The sequence below is a fragment of the Pseudomonas piscis genome (assembly GCF_009380155.1).
Lineage (GTDB): Bacteria > Pseudomonadota > Gammaproteobacteria > Pseudomonadales > Pseudomonadaceae > Aquipseudomonas > Aquipseudomonas piscis.
The window spans coordinates 522,059-538,029 of the sequence record NZ_WHUV01000002.1 but is presented as its reverse complement, the minus strand read 5'-3'; the positions used below and the strand labels follow the sequence as shown (position 1 = coordinate 538,029).

Here is a 15,971-nt window from a genome sequence, read left to right as displayed (position 1 = left end):
ACGCAACTTTTACGGCGGTCATATGGATCTTGTCTTTCGCACTGCAACCCCCGACGACCTGGCGGCCCTGGTGGAGCTGGAACAGCAATGTTTCACCAGCGACCGCCTGACCCCGCGCAGCTTCCAATGGATGATCAGCCGCGCCCACGGGCAGTTGCTGGTGGCCCAGCACCAGGAGCGGTTGCTGGGTTACGCCCTGGTGCTGTTTCACCGCGGCACCTCCCTGGCGCGCCTGTACTCCATCGCCATCGCTGCCGATGCCCGGGGGCTGGGCCTGGGCAAGCGCCTGCTGCAACGCATCGAGGACTGCGCCCTGGCCCACGACTGCGCCTACCTGCGCCTGGAGGTGCGCAGCGACAACCCCACGGCCATCGCCCTCTACGAGCGCCGCGGCTATCGACGCTTCGCCAGGCTCCACGACTACTACGAGGACCATGCCGACGCCCTGCGCCTGGAAAAACGCATCCGCGAGCATCGTGAGACCCGCAGTATCCGTGTGCCCTACTACCAGCAGACCACCGACTTCACCTGCGGCCCGGCCTGCCTGCTGATGGCCATGGCCGCGTTGCAACCGAGCCGACTGCTGGAGCGCCGGGAGGAACTGCAGATCTGGCGCGAGGCGACCACGGTCTTCATGACCGCCGGCCACGGTGGCTGCAGCCCCCAGGGTCTGGCCCTGGCGGCCTGGCGCCGGGGCTTTGGCGTACGCTTGCAGGTCAACAGCGCCGGACCGCTGTTCCTCAACGGCGTACGCGACGAGCATAAAAAAGACGTCATGCGCCTGGTCCACGACGAGTTCTGCAAGGCATTGGATGCCAGCGACGTACAGCAGGTGCTCGGCGGACCGCTGGAGCTGCCGCGCCTGCTGGACGACGGCGGCCAGCCATTGGTGCTGATCAGCAGCTATCGACTGACCCGCTCCAAGGCGCCCCATTGGGTGATGGTCACCGACTGCGACCAGGACTTCGTCTACCTGCACGACCCCGATGTCGACCATAGCCAGCATCGCCAGGCCATGGATTGCCAGCATCTGCCGGTGAGCCACCGAGAGTTCGACAAGATGTGCAGCTTCGGCAGCAGCAAGCTGCGGGCCGCCGTGGTCCTCTATTCACGTCAGCCCGCGCAAGGTGCCTGAGGCTTACTCCAGGCCGAGTCGGTACAGGGCGCCCTGGTCTTCGTCGGTGAGGACGTACAGATAACCGTCGGGGCCTTGGCGCACGTCGCGGATACGCGCCTTGAGCTCGCCCAGCAAACGCTCTTCATGCACAACGCGATCGCCATCGAACTGCAGGCGGATCAGTTGCTGGCTGCTCAGGGCACCAATGAAGGCACTATGTTGCCAGGGCTTGAAGCGATCAGCGGCGTAGAACGCCAAGCCACTGATGCCTGGCGACTTTTCCCAGACATGCTGCGGCGCCACCGTGCCTGGGGCGGTCTGCCCGCCAGATTCGGGGATCGGCTGGCCCGAATAGTCGATGCCATGGGTCGCCAGGGGCCAGCCATAGTTCTTGCCCCGCTCAATGATGTTCAGCTCGTCACCGCCTTTGGGGCCATGCTCGCCTTCCCACAGCGTCCCGCTCCAGGGGTTGAGTGCCGCTCCCTGGGGATTGCGTTGGCCGTAGCTCCAGATTTCCGGACGCACACCGGCCTGGCCAACGAAGGGATTGTCCTCTGGGACCCGGCCATCGGCGTACAGGCGCACGACCTTGCCCTGGAGCTTGTCCAGGTCCTGGGCGGTGGGCCGCACGTTGTTCTCTCCCAAGGTGATGAACAGATAGCCGTCGCGGTCGAACACCAGCCGCGAGCCGAAATGGTTGCCGGTGGAGAGCTTCGGTTCCTGGCGGAAGATCACCTGGAAGTCCTTGAGCCCACTGCCATCCTCGGCCAGTCGGCCACGGCCCACTGCGGTGCCGGCAGTGTCGCCCTGGCCGCCACCTTCGGCGTAAGACAGGTAGACCAGGCGGTCCTGGGCAAAATCCGGCGACAACGCCACATCCAGCAAGCCGCCCTGGCCTTGGGCCCACACCTTCGGTACGCCACTCAAGGGCGCAGAGAGCTTGCCGTCGGGGCTCACCAGGCGCAGGTTGCCCGGCCGTTCGGTGACCAGCATGCCCTGGCCATCCGGCAGGAACGCCAGGGCCCAGGGATGGTCCAGGCCTTGCACCACCGGGGCCAGGCTCAAGGTGCCGAGCTCACTGGCGAATGTCTGCTTCTCGACGGCCAGGGCCGGTGTGGCGCTAGCCAGCAGGACGCTGGTGCACAGGGTGGTGAACAGGCTTCTACGCAACATACTGGTTTCCTTATATGGATCGAGAGGCTTCCCTGCTGGCCGCTGGTACAGCACTCCCTGGCACGGCCGTGGGCGTTTCAGCGCCGGTTGCCGTTGGCGTCGTAGCTGGGGGCCGGCAAGCGTGGATCGGGGTTGGGCCGTTGTACCCCACCACGAGGATAGCCGTTGCCGATCCCACCGTTCTCCAGGGTGGGGGCTGGGCTCGAGGGCACAGTCCCGGGGCCGCGCACTGGAGGGTTGGCGGGCTGGGTGCCTTGCATGCTGTTGGGATTGGCCCGACGAATCGGGTTGCTGTAGGGATCGTTATTGCCGCTGTTGGGCAGGTTTTGCGCCAGGTGCCAGGTGCCCACCACCTGGCCGGATGGCTCCGGGGCGGCCCAGGCGGTACCGGCGGCCCAGGCCAGGACAAGGAATGCGGCAAGGCCGCGAGCCGGACTGTTCATGACAGATCTCCTCGGGAGCGAAGGTATCGGATTCGATTCCACGCTACGCCCGGGGTTCGGCTTTGTTAATCAAATAATCTTGAGGGAGATGTAACGCCCGGTGTCCACGGGAGGATGCGGGCAGCGGGATTGGCGGGACTCTTCAGGGCCGGTGCAAGGCTGGCCACTGAAGAGTTCACAGGTGGCGGGGTAATCAGATATAGATGAACAGCAACAGCAGCGCGGCGAAGATCGCCCACTTTTCCAGGTAGTAGCGCGCGCGATTGCGTTTTTTCAGTTCTTTGCCCCGCAGGCGGATCTTGTACAGCCGGTTGAAGGCCCGGTTCAGGCCACCAGTCTTGTCGCCTGCATCGTTGGGCGAGCCGGCCGCCGACATCACGGTGCGGCTGAACCAGCCATTGAACGCTGCGGCCCAGCGGTATTTCATCGGCCGCTCGACGTCGCAGAACAGGATGATGCGGTTTTGCTCGGTGGTGTTTTCCGCATAGTGGATATAGGTCTCGTCGAACATCACCGCTTCGCCATCGCGCCAGTGGTAGCGCTCGCCATCGACCTCGATGTAGCAGCCTTCGCTATTGGGCGTGGACAGCCCCAGGTGGTAGCGGTAGGAACCGGCATAGGGATCGCGATGGCGAACCAGCTTCGAGCCTGGGGGCAGCTCGGCGAACATCGCGGCCTTGATCGAGCCGATGCTCTGTACCAGCTCGGTGGTCCGCGGGCACAGCTTCATCGCCGAAGGATGGCTGTCGCCGTACCACTTGAGATAGAAACGCTTCCAGCCGGTCTTGAAGAACGAGTTGAAACCCACGTCGTTGTACTGGTCGGAGCGCTTGATCTCGCCGGCCTGCAGCAGGTTCTGCCCCTCGGCACGGATCTCTTCCCAGTGCTCCTTGAGCTTTTCCATTTCCGGGAAGTCCGCCGGGTCCAGGTACGGCCGGTTCGGATGTTTGGAGAACAGGTAGAGGAAGCAGTTGATCGGCGCCAGGAAGGTGGAGTGGTCACTGAGCTGGCGACCCAGTTTGTGGCGCACTCGCCCCCGCAGGTGTACGTATGCAATGGATAGAACGTATACAGCGGCAATGATGAGTTTCACGGAAATCGTCACACGTCAGAAGGGAACATGCTGCGCCTCCACAAACCCGCTGGGCCGGAGGCAAATGGCAGCGTCTGAATTGAAAAAGCGTGACTGGCGATACTCTCCGTCACCAGTCCGGCTCTCGGCATCTGGCCGTCGGCAGGCATTTTAGCCACAGTTTGTAACCAAGGGTTAATCCAAATTTGTGAAAAGCTGCGGAGGCTTTGTGGTCGCGCTGCTTTAATTGCGGCAGGTATTGACGTAGCTCAACGGACAGCCACTTTGCGTCCTGACGGCTCGCGACGGCTGTGTGCGTGGCATGGGACAGCGTATGCTGCGCGCCACCAACCGCCCTCACCTGGCAAGGATCGCCCGAACCATGCTCCCGACACGCTTCCCGACGCTGGTACTGCTGCCCGGAATGGACGGCACCGGCCGCCTGTTCGAACCACTGCTCAAGACCCTGGGCCCTGACGTGCCAGTGCAGGTGCTGGACTATCCCGCCAACCTGCCGCTGGATTATCCCGCCCTGCAAGAACGGGTCTGGGAGCAGTTGCCCAAGGATCGGCCATTCGTGCTCCTGGGAGAGTCCTTCTCCGGCCCGGTGGCGGTGGCCCTTGCCGCACGCAAGCCACCTGGCCTGCTGGGATTGGTGCTGTGCGCCAGTTTCGTACGCAACCCGCGCCCCGCCTTGAGTCCCCTGATGGGGCTGCTCAAGCTCGTATCCCTGCATCATTTGCCGTCGTGGCCCATGGCTGCCCTGCTGCTGGGCAGGTTTTCCACCCCGGGACTGCGTACAGCCCTGGCTGGGGCCATAGCCCAGGTAGCGTCATCGGTGCTGCGGGCACGCCTGCTGGCCGTGCGTGATGTGGACTGCAGCGCGGCATTGGCCGCATCGCAGTTGCCACTCATGTACCTGCGCGCCCGCCAGGATCGACTGGTGCCGGCAACGGCGGTAGCCTTGGTCCTGCAGCTGCGCCCAGATACCCAGGTGATCGAGATCGACGGCCCCCACTGCCTGCTCCAGGCGGCGCCGGCAGAGGCCGCGCAGCATCTGCGGCATTTCATCCAGGCGCTGCCAGGCCTCCAGTACCAAGAGCCGGCACTGGTTCACCGCTGACCGCGAATGGTCCAGGGAATGGCGCAGGCGGCCAGCACCACCAGGATGCAGATGCCATGGAAGGACCGGACCAGGCCCACCGCGTGGGCGGCATAACCTACCAGGGCCGGGCCCAGCAGGACCCCGAGATAACCCAGCATGCTGGCGGCCGCGATCGCATGGGGCGCAGGCATCACTTGCTGGCGACCAGCCAGGGAAAACAGCACCGGCACCACATTTCCTGCCGCGAGCCCGGCGATGGCGATACAGGCGAATACCACCATCAGGTTACTGGCCCAAGCAGCCAGCCCCAGCCCGGCGGCGGTGATCAGGAAGCCCGCCAGCAGCATCGAACGCTCCCCTATGCGAGCGACGATCCGGTCGCCAACCAGGCGGATCAGGGTCATCGCGCAAGCGAACAAGGAGTAACCGGCGCCGGCGAGCCCGACATCCAGTCCTTTGTCCTGGGCCAGCAGTAAAGCACTCCAATCGAGCATGGCGCCCTCGGCCAGGAAGATCACCATGGCCAGGAGCCCCAGTACCAGCACTATCCCCTTGGGCAAGACCAGCAATGGAGCCTTCTCGCCAGTCTCACTGACCAGGAAGCCCGGAACAGCCACGACCAGGCAACAGGCGATGACCAGGGCAGCCAAGCTGGCTGCCAGGGCCGGGCTGGCCCCGGCGGCGATCGCAGCCGTCACCGCCACGGCCCCCAACAGGCCGCCAATACTGTAGAGGCCGTGGAACAACGACATCAGCGGGACATTGGCGATCTTCTGCACCTGGGTCCCGTGGATGTTGGCCACCACGTCGATAGCCCCGATGGACGCACCGAACAACAACAGGCACAGGCCCAGGGCCATGGGCGTAGCAACGATGGCCAGCAGCGGCAAGGCGACCACCAGACCGATCCCGCCGGCCAGGATCAGCGCCCGGCACCCCAGGCGTCCCGCCAGCGCGCCGGCACCGGGCATGCCAGTGATCGCCCCCAGCCCCAGGCAAAGCAGCAACGCACCGAGGGTCGCTGGATCTGCGCCAAGGCGCGCCTGGGCGAAAGGCACCAGGGGTGCCCATGAAGACAATGCGAACCCGGCCATGAAGAAAGACAGGTGAGTGGAGCGCTTGGGAGCGCCCAGGGCAGGAGCTTGCCCGCCCTCTTGGGCCAGTTGCGCGGCTGAATGTGCTTGGATCTGCGACACGAGCGTTCCTCGGAATTGCGATATGCATCTTTGATATTGAGATGCATTAACATTACAAGGAGCGCGGCCTGTGATTTATCTGTACTATGCCAAGTTATGTCGATAACCCGCCACGATACCGACCTGCGCGACCCTGATCCGGACAAGGCCTACGCCCCCATAGTCGGGCGCCTGGAGCAATGGTTCCCGGAGGACCTGCCACCGCACCGGCACAAGCGCCACCAATTGATGTGCGCCGCCAATGGCGTCATCCATGTCACCACCAACCTGGGCGAATGGGTATTGCCCGCCACCCGGGCGATCTGGATCAGCTCCGGCACCGAACATGCGACCCTGGTCAAGCGCCCCACCCACACCCGAGTGTTGTACATCGACCCGGATGCCTACGACATGCCCAGGGAGGGCTATTGCCTGGTGATGGGCATCACGCCGCTGATGCGTGAGGTGATGACCGCCTGTGCAGGGTTCCCCTGGAACTATGCCGAACATACACCCGAAGCTCGCTTGGCCCGCGTGCTGATCGACCAGGTCACGAGCCTGGACCGCTCCCCGGTGGACCTGCCCTTCCCCACGGACCCAAGGGCCGTGCGCCTGGCAAGGATATTGCGCAGCGAACCGGCGAACCGCGAGCCCCTGGAGAGCCTGGCCAGGCGAGTGGGAGCCAGCGCGCGGACCATCGAACGGCTGTTCAGCCACGAGGCAGGCATGTCCTTCGGCAGTTGGCGCCAGCGCCAGCGCCTGCTCACCGCCATGGAGCACCTGGCCTATGGCGAAAGCGTGACCAATGTCGCCCTGGAAGTGGGATACGAGTCATCCTCGAGTTTCGTCGCGGCCTTCAAGGGGCTGTTCGGTACCACTCCCGCGCGTTACTTCAAGAGCGTCTAGTGAAAGCCCCAGGCCTGCCTGGGCAATGCAGAAGCCCAAGGCATGGATGCACTCGAATGGCCTCGATGAGCAAACCTGTTGCGGCATAGGTCATGACGATCCCACCCTCACGCCAGCCAACAAGTGCCGCCATGGTGCTTGTGTCGAAGTGCCCGCGCATTTTGCTGCCGGTGGCCAGCTGGATACGCACGTCCCACAGGGTGGCCGTTACGCCCTATTCCCCTATGCCGCCTTGTTCTAGAGCCGGTGCAAATGCATAGCCTGCTCATGCTCTACATGATGGAGCGGAGGATCGCTCGAGAAAGGCGGCCTTGAGCATCGCCAGGCACACCAGGATGATCGCTGCGCCCGCGATAAAGGCCAGGCAGCGCCACTGCCAGTCCAGATCCGGGGCGAAACCTGCAACCACCGCAGCGATACCCAGGCCCAGCAGGACCAGGAAGAGAAAAGCGGCAATCAGCCAGGTGCCGAAGAACAGGACACGCCATGGCCATTTGCTGCGTTTGATTGGTGAAGGGCGTTCGACACGAGAGGGGTGTTCGTGCTGCATATCCATCGCAAAACCAGCTGTTCCATGCAAGAAACCCTGGCCGAGCCGCCAGGTTCAGGTCATTCCTCGACCTGATCCCCAATTGAGAGGGGTGGAGGATCAGGCCAGGAATGAGGGCCGCATGATGCCAAATGAGCCTGCCGCAGACAACCGCCAAGGCTCGCTCAGCCTCTGCGGTACTGGCTCAAACCCAGGCCGGTGTGGCGCTTGAAGTATTTGCCGAGATAGGACGCATCGGCAAAATTCAGCTCTTCGGCGATCCGCTGCACCGCCTTGCGTGGTTGGGCCAACTGCTTCTTGATCTCCAGCACCACCTGCCTGTCGATCAGTGTCTTGGGCGTATCGTTGAAATACTTGCGCGACAGTTGTGCCAGGTAATAGGGGGTCACATGCAGCAGGTCTGCATAGAACGCCACCTCTCGTTGCTGCCCACAGTGCACCGCGATCAGCTCCCAGAATCGCCAGCAGAGCGCTTCCGGCCTGCTGAAGTCGTTCCTGGTCACGCTCTGCAGGTCGACGCTCGCGCATAACCACAAGAACAGGTTCTGGAAATGATTGACCAGCATCGTTCGCCGATAGTCCGCGCCCTGTTCCTGGATGATCGACGCCTGGTTCTCCCAGGCCTGCAAGAAGGCCTGAAATTGCCGGTTGGCGCACAGCAACGGCGAACGATTCAAGAAGGCGAACAGGCTGTTGGGCAGCGCCGCGGCCACCTCTGCCGCGATGGCACGGTTCAGTAGATAGCAACGACAGGCAAAGTCATCGGACCTGCGCCTGAACCAGGCGATCGAATCCTCGGCGAGAACCAGAAAGTCGTTTTCCATCACCTTGTACGGCTGGAAGTTCACCTCCAGTTCGGCGCTGCCCTGCTGGCACACCAGCACCACCACGTAGGCCAAGGCCAGGGGGTGCCCCTGGTCCCCGTCGAACCGGCAACAACCAATGAAGAAATCCTCGGCACCACTCTCCGTCAGGTCCAACACTGCTGCCCAGCCCTCCAAGCATGCCCTTTGTTTTGAAAATTACTTTTTTTGCCCCGATCCATACATTGCCCCTGCCCTGGCGGTTTTCCACAATTGCGCTGGTTATTTTGCTCCACAAACATCAGGAAAACACGTCATGTTGAACACCCAACGCCTTGTCCTGCGGCCCTGGCGACCCAGCGACGCGTCCAGCCTCTACCGGTACGCCAGCGACCCGCGAGTGGGCCCGATCGCCGGCTGGCCAGTGCATGAAAGCGAAGCGCAGAGTTTGGAAATCATCCAAACGCTGTTTTCGCGCCCGGAAGTCTACGCAGTAACGTGCAAGCAGGACGATGTGGCCATCGGCCTGGTGGGATTGCTCATTGGCCAGGACAGTCATTTCGAGATCGCCGGGAACGAGGCGGAAATCGCCTACTGGATCGGCGTGCCGTTCTGGGGCCTGGGACTGATTCCGGAAGCGGTCCGGGAACTGATGCGCCACGCTTTTGTCGATCTGGATCTTGGCGCCCTGTGGTGCGGCTACTTTGCCGGGAACGAACAATCGTTCCGGGCCCAGGCCAAGTGCGGCTTCAAGCACCACCACAGCGAAAGCGGCAAATTCAATCCGTTCATGAACGACTACCGGGACGAACACATCAGCCACATCAGCAGGCAGGAATGGCTGATACTCCAACGGCACAGCTCGCCATAGCTCCCCTACTGAGGACGCTGCTGAAGTCCAGGCTCACTACTTGGCGGGCGCATCCCAGCAATCGGCCTTGCGCGAGCAGACATCATACTGGCGATCCATCAGCGCCATGCGATCCAGGTGCGCCTTGGTGGCCGCGCGAAAGGACTCATCGCTCTTGATCATGTACTGCGAAGTCCTTTGCGCCATGCGCGCGCCCCACTGGCGCCGGCTCTTGTCGTCCAGGGCTTGCGACCCGCTGGCGAGCTTTTGCAGCACACCGTCGTCGACACGGTTCAATTCGTCGCGGTAAGCCGCAACATACTGGTCCCGGGCCGCGTCATGTTGATGGTTGAGGTCGTATTGCATGGCTTCCAGGTTCTGTTTGTAGAGCGTCCAGTAGGCCTCAGGCAGCCGCGCCGAATCCGCTTTCCTCAGGGCGGCGATGCGTGCGTCGTTGTTGGTGTCGGCTGCCAGTACCGGCTTGCCCGCGGATACGACGACCGCGTCATTGGTAATGATCCGCTCGATCAAGGCACTCCGGGCAGCATTCTGGGGCAAGGGTTGGCCCAGAGGCTCGAGCGACACAGGCTCGGTAGTCACGGAGGCTGGGGGAACAGCGCAACCTGAAACCAGCAGGCAGGCAGACATCAGGGTCAAGGCGAAGGCATTGCGAGCGAACATAAGCTCTCCATGAGCAGCGAAAACGGGCGCGCAGCATACCCAAGATGCCCTGGGGAACTGTAGTCACCGAGAAAAATAATGGCGCTTTGATGGCCGTTAGCATCCACCCCGAACACGCTGAAGAGAACTGGCATACTTCACGGCTGAACCACAAAGCGGAATGAGCACATGGATGCACAAGAATTCGTGGCACTTTGGAAAGCCGAGAAACGCCTGGTCCAGGAGGAGCTCCGCCATGGGACAGGAGCCGCCGCCCAACAGTTCAGGGCGCTGGAACTGAGTAAAGGACAATCGCAAAAGCTGTGGGAGGCCATGGATACGGCGCTGACCGATGTGTTCTACAGCCTGCTGCTGGGCCTCGATGGGGCCGCGGCCATTGGCGGCGAACAGCATGACTACCAACTGCGAGAAGAAGGCGGCAACCTCATTTCAGGAAACGGCGAGATCGAGGCTGAAGCCTTCGAGCAGTTCCATTCCTGACGAAAAGCCCGGCTGTACACCGCCGATCGCCCACTCTCGGCAGTTGATGCATCGAGGCGCTGTGGCTCTTCGCGCGGATCAAGCCGGAGCAATGCGCTGCACCTTGAATACCAGGCTTGGGGGCTGGCCCGGCACATCATCCAGTTCACCGCAGAGCTGCATGCCAATCTTCTCCAGCACTCGGATCGACGCTCCATGGTCGGGCCTGACCAGCCCATGGACTTCCGGCAGGCCCAGTTGTTCGAACGCATGCTCCAGCGCATCGCGCCCCAACTGGGTGGCATAGCCCCTGCCCCAGGCTTCGACCGCGAAGCGATAACCCAGGTTGATACGCTGTTCGGCCAGGTAATGGTGCGTAGCAATCCCGCCAAATCCCAGGATGTGCTCCGGCGCGCAACTGCTGGCGATCGCCCAGGTACCGTACTGGTGCCGTGTCCAATGTTCGATCCAGCGGCTTAACAGCGCCTGTGCTTGAGCGAAATCGGCCATTGGTCCCGCAGGGTTGAACAGATTGGTGCGTGGGTCGCCGTAGATACTGAAAAGCCGCTCCGCGTCATCGGGACGTGGTAGTCGGTACACCAACCGTGAAGCGTTGTTCGCCATATAAAAGTTCTTCCCGTGCTCGCAGGGCCTGCAGCCGAGCGGTTTGGCAAGGACTCTAGCATCCTGGCCCTTCTGGCGATCCGAATACTCGGACGCGCTACGCTAACTCCCCGCCTCCGTCCATGGGAGGCCGTCCATCGAATTATAGGAAAACCGATTTGCCACATTATGGGAGACCCCGTAATACTGCCGCCATGGAACTCAAAGACCGCCTCAAGACCGCCCGCCGCCATGCCCAGCTCAACCAGACCGAACTGGCTGTGCGGGCGGGTATCACCCAGACCTCGATCTCCGATCTGGAGCGAGGAAAATCCAAGGCCACCGCCTTCGTGGCGCAGATCGCCTCTGCCTGTGGCGTATCCGCCATGTGGCTGGCCGAAGGTGATGGTCAGATGCTGGTTGCCGACCGGCAGAGCCCCGCAATGCAGGCACCGAAGATCGAACTGGACGCTATCGAGACCTGGGACGAGGACACTCCCCTTGGTGACAATGAGATGTACGTCCCGTTCCTGCATGAGGTGGAACTGGCTGCCGGTTCTGGGCGTTTCGTGATCGAGGCCAGCACCACTGCCCACCTGCGCTTCTTCAAGAAGGATCTGCGCCAGAACGGCGTGCAACTCGGCGATGCAAGATGCGTATCGGTGAGTGGGAACAGCATGATCCCGGTATTGCGGGATGGCGCCACGGTGGGCGTTAACAGCGGCAGATGTGCGCTGAAGGATGTGGTGGACGGCGAGATGTATGCCCTCGATCACAACGGCCAGTTGCGAGTAAAACAGCTCTACCGTCTGCCTGGCGGTTTGCGCCTGCGTAGCTTCAACCGGGAAGAACACCCTGATGAAGACTATGACTTCACCGAGATCCAGGAACAGCAAATCTCGATCCTGGGCCATGTGTTCTGGTGGGCGATGTACTCGCGCTGATACCGGCTGTTTTGCAATCCCTCCAGGCGCTTGACCCACGCCATCCCCCAGCTTCTTGTGAGCCCGCCATAGGCGGGTTTCTTTGCACGATAAAATATAGGAATACCCATTTACAATAAATACAGGCTTACCTATATTCCATCCATGCCGACTCACCGTCGGCCCAGCAGCGAAGGCTGCATCGCTCTTTAACAAGACGTGCCACTTCGGATCGTCAGCGGCTAGCCGGGATCGGCCTGGCCATCTTCAGGGAGCGAGAGACAAGGCATTGAACGAAGTCCCGCAAAGCTCGCGGATTTCTGGCCAATGCCTTGCTCGACATCAGCGCAGCACCTGCAAGGAACTGCGAGTTTCATATCCAAGGACCATAAGGAACAGCATGAACAACTTCGGCAGCATCATCGCCCACGGCACCCTCTACCTCTATCCAGAGCGTCCGCCGCAGGACCTTTTGTGGATCGACCAGAACGGCCACACCAATTATTGGTGTTCGGTCCAGGGCGGCACCTCGGGGACCTCCAAGACGCCGCGCACCGAGAGCCGCCAGACTCTCCCTGACTCCCCTGTCTCGTTCAACTGGCCACGCGGCAGTGCCAGGCATGCCATGAGCGGCCGAGTCCGCGTGGAAGCCGCTCCATCCAGTGGCAAGGTCATCGTCGGGCAGATCCATGCCCTCAACGCCCCCAATCCGTTCCTGATGGTCATCTGGTGGAACGGCGTCGTGCGGATCGAGACCCGTAGCACACCGGGAGGCCTGGCCAGGACTGTGTTGAAGAAGCCCGTCGCGCTGGGCCAGGCGTTCGACTACAGCGTTGAGGTCGATGCCCTGGGCGAACTGAGCATTGCTCTTGATACCCTCAGCGCCAACATGCCAGTCGGCAAGTCCTGGGATAGGTACCCCTTCTACTTCAAGGCGGGCTCCTATGTGATCGACAACGAAGGGCCGGCAACCGAAGGCGGCTGGGTGGTTTACGAGTCCTTCGACGTATACAACGGCGCGCTGCAAGCCTGACGGCCACAGCCTCATAACGCCCCGGGTACAGGACATCCGCAGGCTCGGATGTCTGTCTGCGGCCCGGGGCCAGCAGCCCACCCATGGCCCACAAAGGAACAGAACTTGAATAACCAAGAGCACCGCATGCGTCTATTGGAGTTGGCAACCGACCTCTACCAGGCAACGTCGGAAAATCGACCAGATAAGCTTCAAATAAAAATGAACATCCGCGACGCCATCGAAGAAGCTCTTGCAGGAGGCGTCGCACAAAGCATTGCGCACGATCTACGAGACAACATCGCACCCTTTTGCCTGCCATTCGATGAGGAGCGATACCTGGATCTGTGTGTGTTGGCTGAAGCCGTGGCCGAGGGAAGATCGGCATTATTGAAAGCCTACAAGATCCGAATTCTGCAGGCAGATCTGGGCTGACAGAATCGAACTGCGATGCCTGTACCAATAGTCAAACTTATCTGTTGCCAATAGCATTCGTACTAACTCGTACTATCACTTCCCGAGGCGAGAAGTTCATCCTGACCAAACAGGTCACTTGAACTTCCAGCCCTAGAAAGTCAGGAAACCAGTTTGCAGACATAAAAAAACCCAGCGCACTGCTGGGTTTTTCCAAGGTCGGTTTTCCGGTTAAACCAAGTACATCTCCAGCGAGGCACCGTTTCCAGCCAGTTGCGTACCTATGCCATAGGCTGCATTGACTACCCTGCATACTGACTTGCGGCGAGCCAGATTTTCAACTTCCGGATCGGTAATCAAATCCTCAAAATAGGTGATCAGGCTATCGTCTGCTAGAAGGTTGGCTCCTTTGAGCCTCGCCGTCATATTCTTTATTTGAGCTTTAGCGGACTTACCTGAAAGCGAACACACCCTGTGGTCGACCGCAAGCAGGAACAGTTCTTCAATTTTTTGGAGGTCATGATTTCCCAAGTTCGTAAGCATAAAAGCCATCCGTGACTAGTGGTTCGGTCAAATTGACAATCCAGCTCGCTCATGCACCAGCGGCTTCAAGGTCTTCTGCCACTTCAGAATAAGGGATACAGGGTTACAATCAAGCTGCAGCTCTTCACATAGCTCCATCGTTACGAAACAATTCGGCCCGCCTTGAAAGCGGACACCGATACCACGCACGCTGAACAGATCACAGGGACGAAGAGGCAGGCGACGTTGATCAGGGTTGCCCGTCGCGTAAGCATACTGGAGTGATGGAGCTCACTGAGTTGACACCTAGCCTTAGAGATATCGAGACATCGATCCTTGCCCTCGTCGCACTTTATTGCATCGATATCAGTGTAGCGTTTGCCGGTGGCTTGCAGCCGATGAACGAAAAACATGGGCCGGCCGGCATTGCCAGCGGTGAGTCTTTTGTTGTGGCCAGGACTAAGTTGGTCAAACAAGGTTGGCAGCCGACACTGATGCATACCTCTGATGCTTATGAATACAGCGGCGTGGAACGGGAGCTGGTTGCACACAAGTTTTTCGAGGTCGACACCTGCGCCCTAGATAGTTCGCGCTGCATCTTGTTCTACTCAAAGAAAGGCACGTGCCTGCGTGTCGACACTATCGGCGAACACCTAAATGACATGAGGGTTACGCGATGGGTAGATGAGTGCCCTAACATGCCTACGGGGCCAGATACAGCAACCAACACGCGCCCATGACTGTTTGCAGAGTGCCCGTGCACTTGCTACCTCGTTTCATGGGATCGACGCTGCTCACTCGCTAGCCTGATACCGACCGAGTTTGCGGTGCCATCTCGACAGCGGCACAGCGCCCTTTCGTCCGCACCTTTTGCACCAGTCGAGCTCTATTGACGAACACATCGATCTCGCAACTGCCTGAGTGCTGCACGTCTTCCCAGTACTCTGCATGTACAAGTTGCCCGTTCTGCGGCCCCGTATAAGTACCCGCGGCTTCACGCGTGACATAACTACTGTCGCGTACATATCTGAGCACTACTAAATCTTCCTCCGGCACCACCATGATCCGTCTTGGCACACCGAAGAAGTCGATCAACTCGCCCACCGGACGATCTTTCCAGGCACTGCTGGCCGCCAGTGATGCACAGCCACTGAGCAAGGTGGCCAACAGGCCCAAGATGAGCAATCGGTTCATAAGGTCTTCTCCCTGGAGGCCGCTTTACTTGGCCGACATCTGTGCGAATCCTTCATCTATCTGCTGCATGATGGCCGCCTTGGCGGTTTCGCGGTTCAGTATCTGGAACAGTTGTGGCCCTGCCTTGCTCATTTGCGATGCAGGCATTACACCCAGGCGCTCCATCTTCTTGACTTGGCGTTCAGCCGGCTTGCATAGGAAGTCACGGCTTTGCGCCAGCCAGGTGTCAGGCTTGCTCTGCCATTGGTCGGAATACTTTGCGTTGCGAAGCTCATTGAATACGCTGCGGAAATCCTGTGCCCCAGTGGTGCGCACACGGTTCTTTGCACAATCGATTTCCACATCCCAAGCGGTAAAAGTGGGCTTGCCAGGCTCTTCGTAAAGTTGATAGACGCCCAATGATTTCAGGCCACCCGGACGACTGAAGATATTATTGGGGTCACCGTCGGCGATGAACACCTGATGCTTGCCCAAGCCTCCCTGGTAGTGAACTACCCAAAAGTCCCCCATCTGTACATCGCTCGCCTGAGCAGCGAGGGCATTGCACAGTAATACGGCAGGTAAGAGTTGCCTTGTGAAAGCGATCATGGAGGCCTGTCCTTCGCCGTTATCTTTGAAGGCGGTAGCTTCACATCCTGAATATAAGGCAAAGGGCTATCTAGCACATCCGTCCTATCTATACGAAAACAGATACTGCAAATACCCCCGGAACAAGCCCGTGCAACTATCGCTACTTGGCTTTTTGCTAACGTGTCGATCCACCGGCTCTCAGTAAGTAAGCCCAACATGCGCTCGTTGATGTGGCCCGCACTTGTGGCGATCAAGTGCCTGGGTATCACTCTTTAGGCGCCGCATTTGAATGAGTTCCAGCGAATACGGCGAACGTACAGGAAATAAATCACTGCAAACGCAAAACATGCTTTAACAGTGAGTTGACGGGGACTGGTTGAGAAAGACAAAAAAGAAAGG

The 15,971-nt window shown here is 60.4% G+C and carries 21 protein-coding genes; 10 read left to right on the top strand and 11 right to left on the bottom strand.

Annotation, left to right across the window (positions count from 1 at the left end; translation table 11 throughout):
- Positions 1-22 precede the first annotated feature (22 nt).
- Positions 23-1,135, top strand: a complete 1,113-nt coding sequence (rimI, locus tag GDH07_RS12525; RefSeq protein ID WP_152897725.1) for a ribosomal protein S18-alanine N-acetyltransferase — start codon at positions 23-25, stop codon at positions 1,133-1,135.
- A gap of 3 nt (positions 1,136-1,138) precedes the next feature.
- Here the strand turns inward: rimI and GDH07_RS12520 are convergent, their stop codons facing one another.
- The 3 genes from GDH07_RS12520 to lpxO form a co-directional block, all read right to left on the bottom strand.
- On the bottom strand, positions 1,139-2,290 hold the full coding sequence (locus GDH07_RS12520; protein ID WP_053130207.1) for a PQQ-dependent sugar dehydrogenase: 1,152 nt from the start codon (positions 2,288-2,290) through the stop codon (positions 1,139-1,141).
- 77 nt (positions 2,291-2,367) lie between these two features.
- On the bottom strand, positions 2,368-2,733 hold the full coding sequence (locus GDH07_RS12515) for a hypothetical protein (RefSeq protein WP_053130209.1): 366 nt from the start codon (positions 2,731-2,733) through the stop codon (positions 2,368-2,370).
- A gap of 193 nt (positions 2,734-2,926) precedes the next feature.
- Complete coding sequence (lpxO, locus tag GDH07_RS12510) at positions 2,927-3,826, bottom strand: lipid A hydroxylase LpxO (RefSeq protein ID WP_031319899.1); 900 nt, start codon at positions 3,824-3,826, stop codon at positions 2,927-2,929.
- Positions 3,827-4,187: 361 nt separating this feature from the next.
- Here lpxO and GDH07_RS12505 point away from each other — a divergent pair, with 361 nt between their 5' ends.
- Positions 4,188-4,928 carry an alpha/beta fold hydrolase gene (locus tag GDH07_RS12505; RefSeq protein WP_152897724.1) on the top strand — a complete coding sequence of 247 codons (741 nt, stop codon included), beginning with the start codon at positions 4,188-4,190 and terminating at the stop codon, positions 4,926-4,928.
- Here GDH07_RS12505 and GDH07_RS32760 read toward each other — a convergent pair.
- Positions 4,919-6,106 (bottom strand): MFS transporter, encoded by a 1,188-nt coding sequence (locus GDH07_RS32760; protein WP_152897723.1) that lies wholly within the window; start codon positions 6,104-6,106, stop codon positions 4,919-4,921. The genes GDH07_RS12505 and GDH07_RS32760 overlap by 10 nt on opposite strands.
- A 96-nt stretch (positions 6,107-6,202) precedes the next feature.
- Between GDH07_RS32760 and GDH07_RS12495 the strand changes: the two genes are divergently transcribed.
- Together GDH07_RS12495 and GDH07_RS32755 are read left to right on the top strand one after the other, a co-directional pair.
- Positions 6,203-6,991 carry a helix-turn-helix domain-containing protein gene (locus GDH07_RS12495; protein WP_178124046.1) on the top strand — a complete coding sequence of 263 codons (789 nt, stop codon included), beginning with the start codon at positions 6,203-6,205 and terminating at the stop codon, positions 6,989-6,991.
- Positions 6,891-7,232 carry a GyrI-like domain-containing protein gene (locus GDH07_RS32755; RefSeq protein ID WP_343038226.1) on the top strand — a complete coding sequence of 114 codons (342 nt, stop codon included), beginning with the start codon at positions 6,891-6,893 and terminating at the stop codon, positions 7,230-7,232. Before GDH07_RS12495 ends, GDH07_RS32755 begins: the two co-directional genes overlap by 101 nt.
- 24 nt (positions 7,233-7,256) lie before the next feature.
- Here GDH07_RS32755 and GDH07_RS12485 read toward each other — a convergent pair whose 3' ends face one another.
- Both GDH07_RS12485 and GDH07_RS12480 read right to left on the bottom strand, forming a co-directional pair.
- Entirely contained in the window at positions 7,257-7,547 is a 291-nt protein-coding gene (locus GDH07_RS12485) for a hypothetical protein (protein WP_152897720.1), read from the bottom strand.
- 158 nt (positions 7,548-7,705) lie between these two features.
- The gene (locus GDH07_RS12480; protein ID WP_218584733.1) at positions 7,706-8,431 is read right to left on the bottom strand and encodes a helix-turn-helix domain-containing protein; all 726 of its coding nucleotides are present in this window, start codon (positions 8,429-8,431) and stop codon (positions 7,706-7,708) included.
- Between the two features lie 229 nt (positions 8,432-8,660).
- Between GDH07_RS12480 and GDH07_RS12475 the strand changes: the two genes are divergently transcribed.
- Positions 8,661-9,215 carry a GNAT family N-acetyltransferase gene (locus GDH07_RS12475; protein ID WP_152897719.1) on the top strand — a complete coding sequence of 185 codons (555 nt, stop codon included), beginning with the start codon at positions 8,661-8,663 and terminating at the stop codon, positions 9,213-9,215.
- A gap of 36 nt (positions 9,216-9,251) precedes the next feature.
- On the opposite strand, the gene GDH07_RS12470 is transcribed toward GDH07_RS12475, so the two are convergent.
- The gene (locus GDH07_RS12470; RefSeq protein WP_246195947.1) at positions 9,252-9,725 is read right to left on the bottom strand and encodes a hypothetical protein; all 474 of its coding nucleotides are present in this window, start codon (positions 9,723-9,725) and stop codon (positions 9,252-9,254) included.
- Between the two features lie 318 nt (positions 9,726-10,043).
- On the opposite strand from GDH07_RS12470, the gene GDH07_RS12465 reads away from it, so the two are divergent.
- Positions 10,044-10,355 (top strand): hypothetical protein, encoded by a 312-nt coding sequence (locus GDH07_RS12465; protein ID WP_152897717.1) that lies wholly within the window; start codon positions 10,044-10,046, stop codon positions 10,353-10,355.
- 78 nt (positions 10,356-10,433) lie between these two features.
- On the opposite strand, the gene GDH07_RS12460 is transcribed toward GDH07_RS12465, so the two are convergent.
- Complete coding sequence (locus GDH07_RS12460) at positions 10,434-10,958, bottom strand: GNAT family N-acetyltransferase (protein ID WP_152897716.1); 525 nt, start codon at positions 10,956-10,958, stop codon at positions 10,434-10,436.
- 194 nt (positions 10,959-11,152) lie between these two features.
- Between GDH07_RS12460 and GDH07_RS12455 the strand changes: the two genes are divergently transcribed.
- From GDH07_RS12455 to GDH07_RS12445, 3 genes are all read left to right on the top strand, one after another.
- Positions 11,153-11,881, top strand: coding sequence for an XRE family transcriptional regulator (locus tag GDH07_RS12455; protein WP_152897715.1), 729 nt, complete (start codon positions 11,153-11,155; stop codon positions 11,879-11,881).
- A 379-nt stretch (positions 11,882-12,260) separates the two neighbouring features.
- Positions 12,261-12,893 (top strand): polysaccharide lyase family 7 protein, encoded by a 633-nt coding sequence (locus GDH07_RS12450; RefSeq protein ID WP_152897714.1) that lies wholly within the window; start codon positions 12,261-12,263, stop codon positions 12,891-12,893.
- Positions 12,894-12,998: 105 nt separating this feature from the next.
- The gene (locus tag GDH07_RS12445) at positions 12,999-13,307 is read left to right on the top strand and encodes a hypothetical protein (protein ID WP_152897713.1); all 309 of its coding nucleotides are present in this window, start codon (positions 12,999-13,001) and stop codon (positions 13,305-13,307) included.
- 210 nt (positions 13,308-13,517) lie between these two features.
- Here GDH07_RS12445 and GDH07_RS12440 read toward each other — a convergent pair whose 3' ends face one another.
- Complete coding sequence (locus GDH07_RS12440; RefSeq protein ID WP_152897712.1) at positions 13,518-13,829, bottom strand: hypothetical protein; 312 nt, start codon at positions 13,827-13,829, stop codon at positions 13,518-13,520.
- 263 nt (positions 13,830-14,092) lie between these two features.
- Between GDH07_RS12440 and GDH07_RS12435 the strand changes: the two genes are divergently transcribed.
- The gene (locus tag GDH07_RS12435) at positions 14,093-14,548 is read left to right on the top strand and encodes a hypothetical protein (protein ID WP_246195946.1); all 456 of its coding nucleotides are present in this window, start codon (positions 14,093-14,095) and stop codon (positions 14,546-14,548) included.
- 61 nt (positions 14,549-14,609) lie between these two features.
- Here GDH07_RS12435 and GDH07_RS12430 read toward each other — a convergent pair whose 3' ends face one another.
- Both GDH07_RS12430 and GDH07_RS12425 read right to left on the bottom strand, forming a co-directional pair.
- Positions 14,610-15,002: a hypothetical protein gene (locus tag GDH07_RS12430; protein ID WP_053130233.1), complete on the bottom strand. Its 393-nt coding sequence runs from the start codon at positions 15,000-15,002 to the stop codon at positions 14,610-14,612.
- Positions 15,003-15,026: 24 nt separating this feature from the next.
- Positions 15,027-15,590 (bottom strand): hypothetical protein, encoded by a 564-nt coding sequence (locus GDH07_RS12425; RefSeq protein WP_152897711.1) that lies wholly within the window; start codon positions 15,588-15,590, stop codon positions 15,027-15,029.
- Between the last annotated feature and the right edge of the window lie 381 nt (positions 15,591-15,971).

What these genes read in the sequence shown, in the direction of transcription:
- GDH07_RS12495 (WP_178124046.1), top strand. Translation starts at nt 6,203, where the DNA reads ATGTCGATAACCCGCCACGATACCGACCTGCGCGACCCTGATCCGGAC.
- GDH07_RS12465 (WP_152897717.1), top strand. Translation starts at nt 10,044, where the DNA reads ATGGATGCACAAGAATTCGTGGCACTTTGGAAAGCCGAGAAACGCCTG.
- GDH07_RS12425 (WP_152897711.1), bottom strand. Translation starts at nt 15,590, where the DNA reads ATGATCGCTTTCACAAGGCAACTCTTACCTGCCGTATTACTGTGCAAT.
- GDH07_RS12455 (WP_152897715.1), top strand. Translation starts at nt 11,153, where the DNA reads ATGGAACTCAAAGACCGCCTCAAGACCGCCCGCCGCCATGCCCAGCTC.
- GDH07_RS12450 (WP_152897714.1), top strand. Translation starts at nt 12,261, where the DNA reads ATGAACAACTTCGGCAGCATCATCGCCCACGGCACCCTCTACCTCTAT.
- GDH07_RS12460 (WP_152897716.1), bottom strand. Translation starts at nt 10,958, where the DNA reads ATGGCGAACAACGCTTCACGGTTGGTGTACCGACTACCACGTCCCGAT.
- GDH07_RS12475 (WP_152897719.1), top strand. Translation starts at nt 8,661, where the DNA reads ATGTTGAACACCCAACGCCTTGTCCTGCGGCCCTGGCGACCCAGCGAC.
- GDH07_RS32755 (WP_343038226.1), top strand. Translation starts at nt 6,891, where the DNA reads ATGTCGCCCTGGAAGTGGGATACGAGTCATCCTCGAGTTTCGTCGCGG.
- GDH07_RS12440 (WP_152897712.1), bottom strand. Translation starts at nt 13,829, where the DNA reads ATGCTTACGAACTTGGGAAATCATGACCTCCAAAAAATTGAAGAACTG.
- GDH07_RS12515 (WP_053130209.1), bottom strand. Translation starts at nt 2,733, where the DNA reads ATGAACAGTCCGGCTCGCGGCCTTGCCGCATTCCTTGTCCTGGCCTGG.
- GDH07_RS12430 (WP_053130233.1), bottom strand. Translation starts at nt 15,002, where the DNA reads ATGAACCGATTGCTCATCTTGGGCCTGTTGGCCACCTTGCTCAGTGGC.
- GDH07_RS12435 (WP_246195946.1), top strand. Translation starts at nt 14,093, where the DNA reads ATGGAGCTCACTGAGTTGACACCTAGCCTTAGAGATATCGAGACATCG.
- GDH07_RS12520 (WP_053130207.1), bottom strand. Translation starts at nt 2,290, where the DNA reads ATGTTGCGTAGAAGCCTGTTCACCACCCTGTGCACCAGCGTCCTGCTG.
- GDH07_RS12505 (WP_152897724.1), top strand. Translation starts at nt 4,188, where the DNA reads ATGCTCCCGACACGCTTCCCGACGCTGGTACTGCTGCCCGGAATGGAC.
- rimI (WP_152897725.1), top strand. Translation starts at nt 23, where the DNA reads ATGGATCTTGTCTTTCGCACTGCAACCCCCGACGACCTGGCGGCCCTG.
- GDH07_RS12485 (WP_152897720.1), bottom strand. Translation starts at nt 7,547, where the DNA reads ATGGATATGCAGCACGAACACCCCTCTCGTGTCGAACGCCCTTCACCA.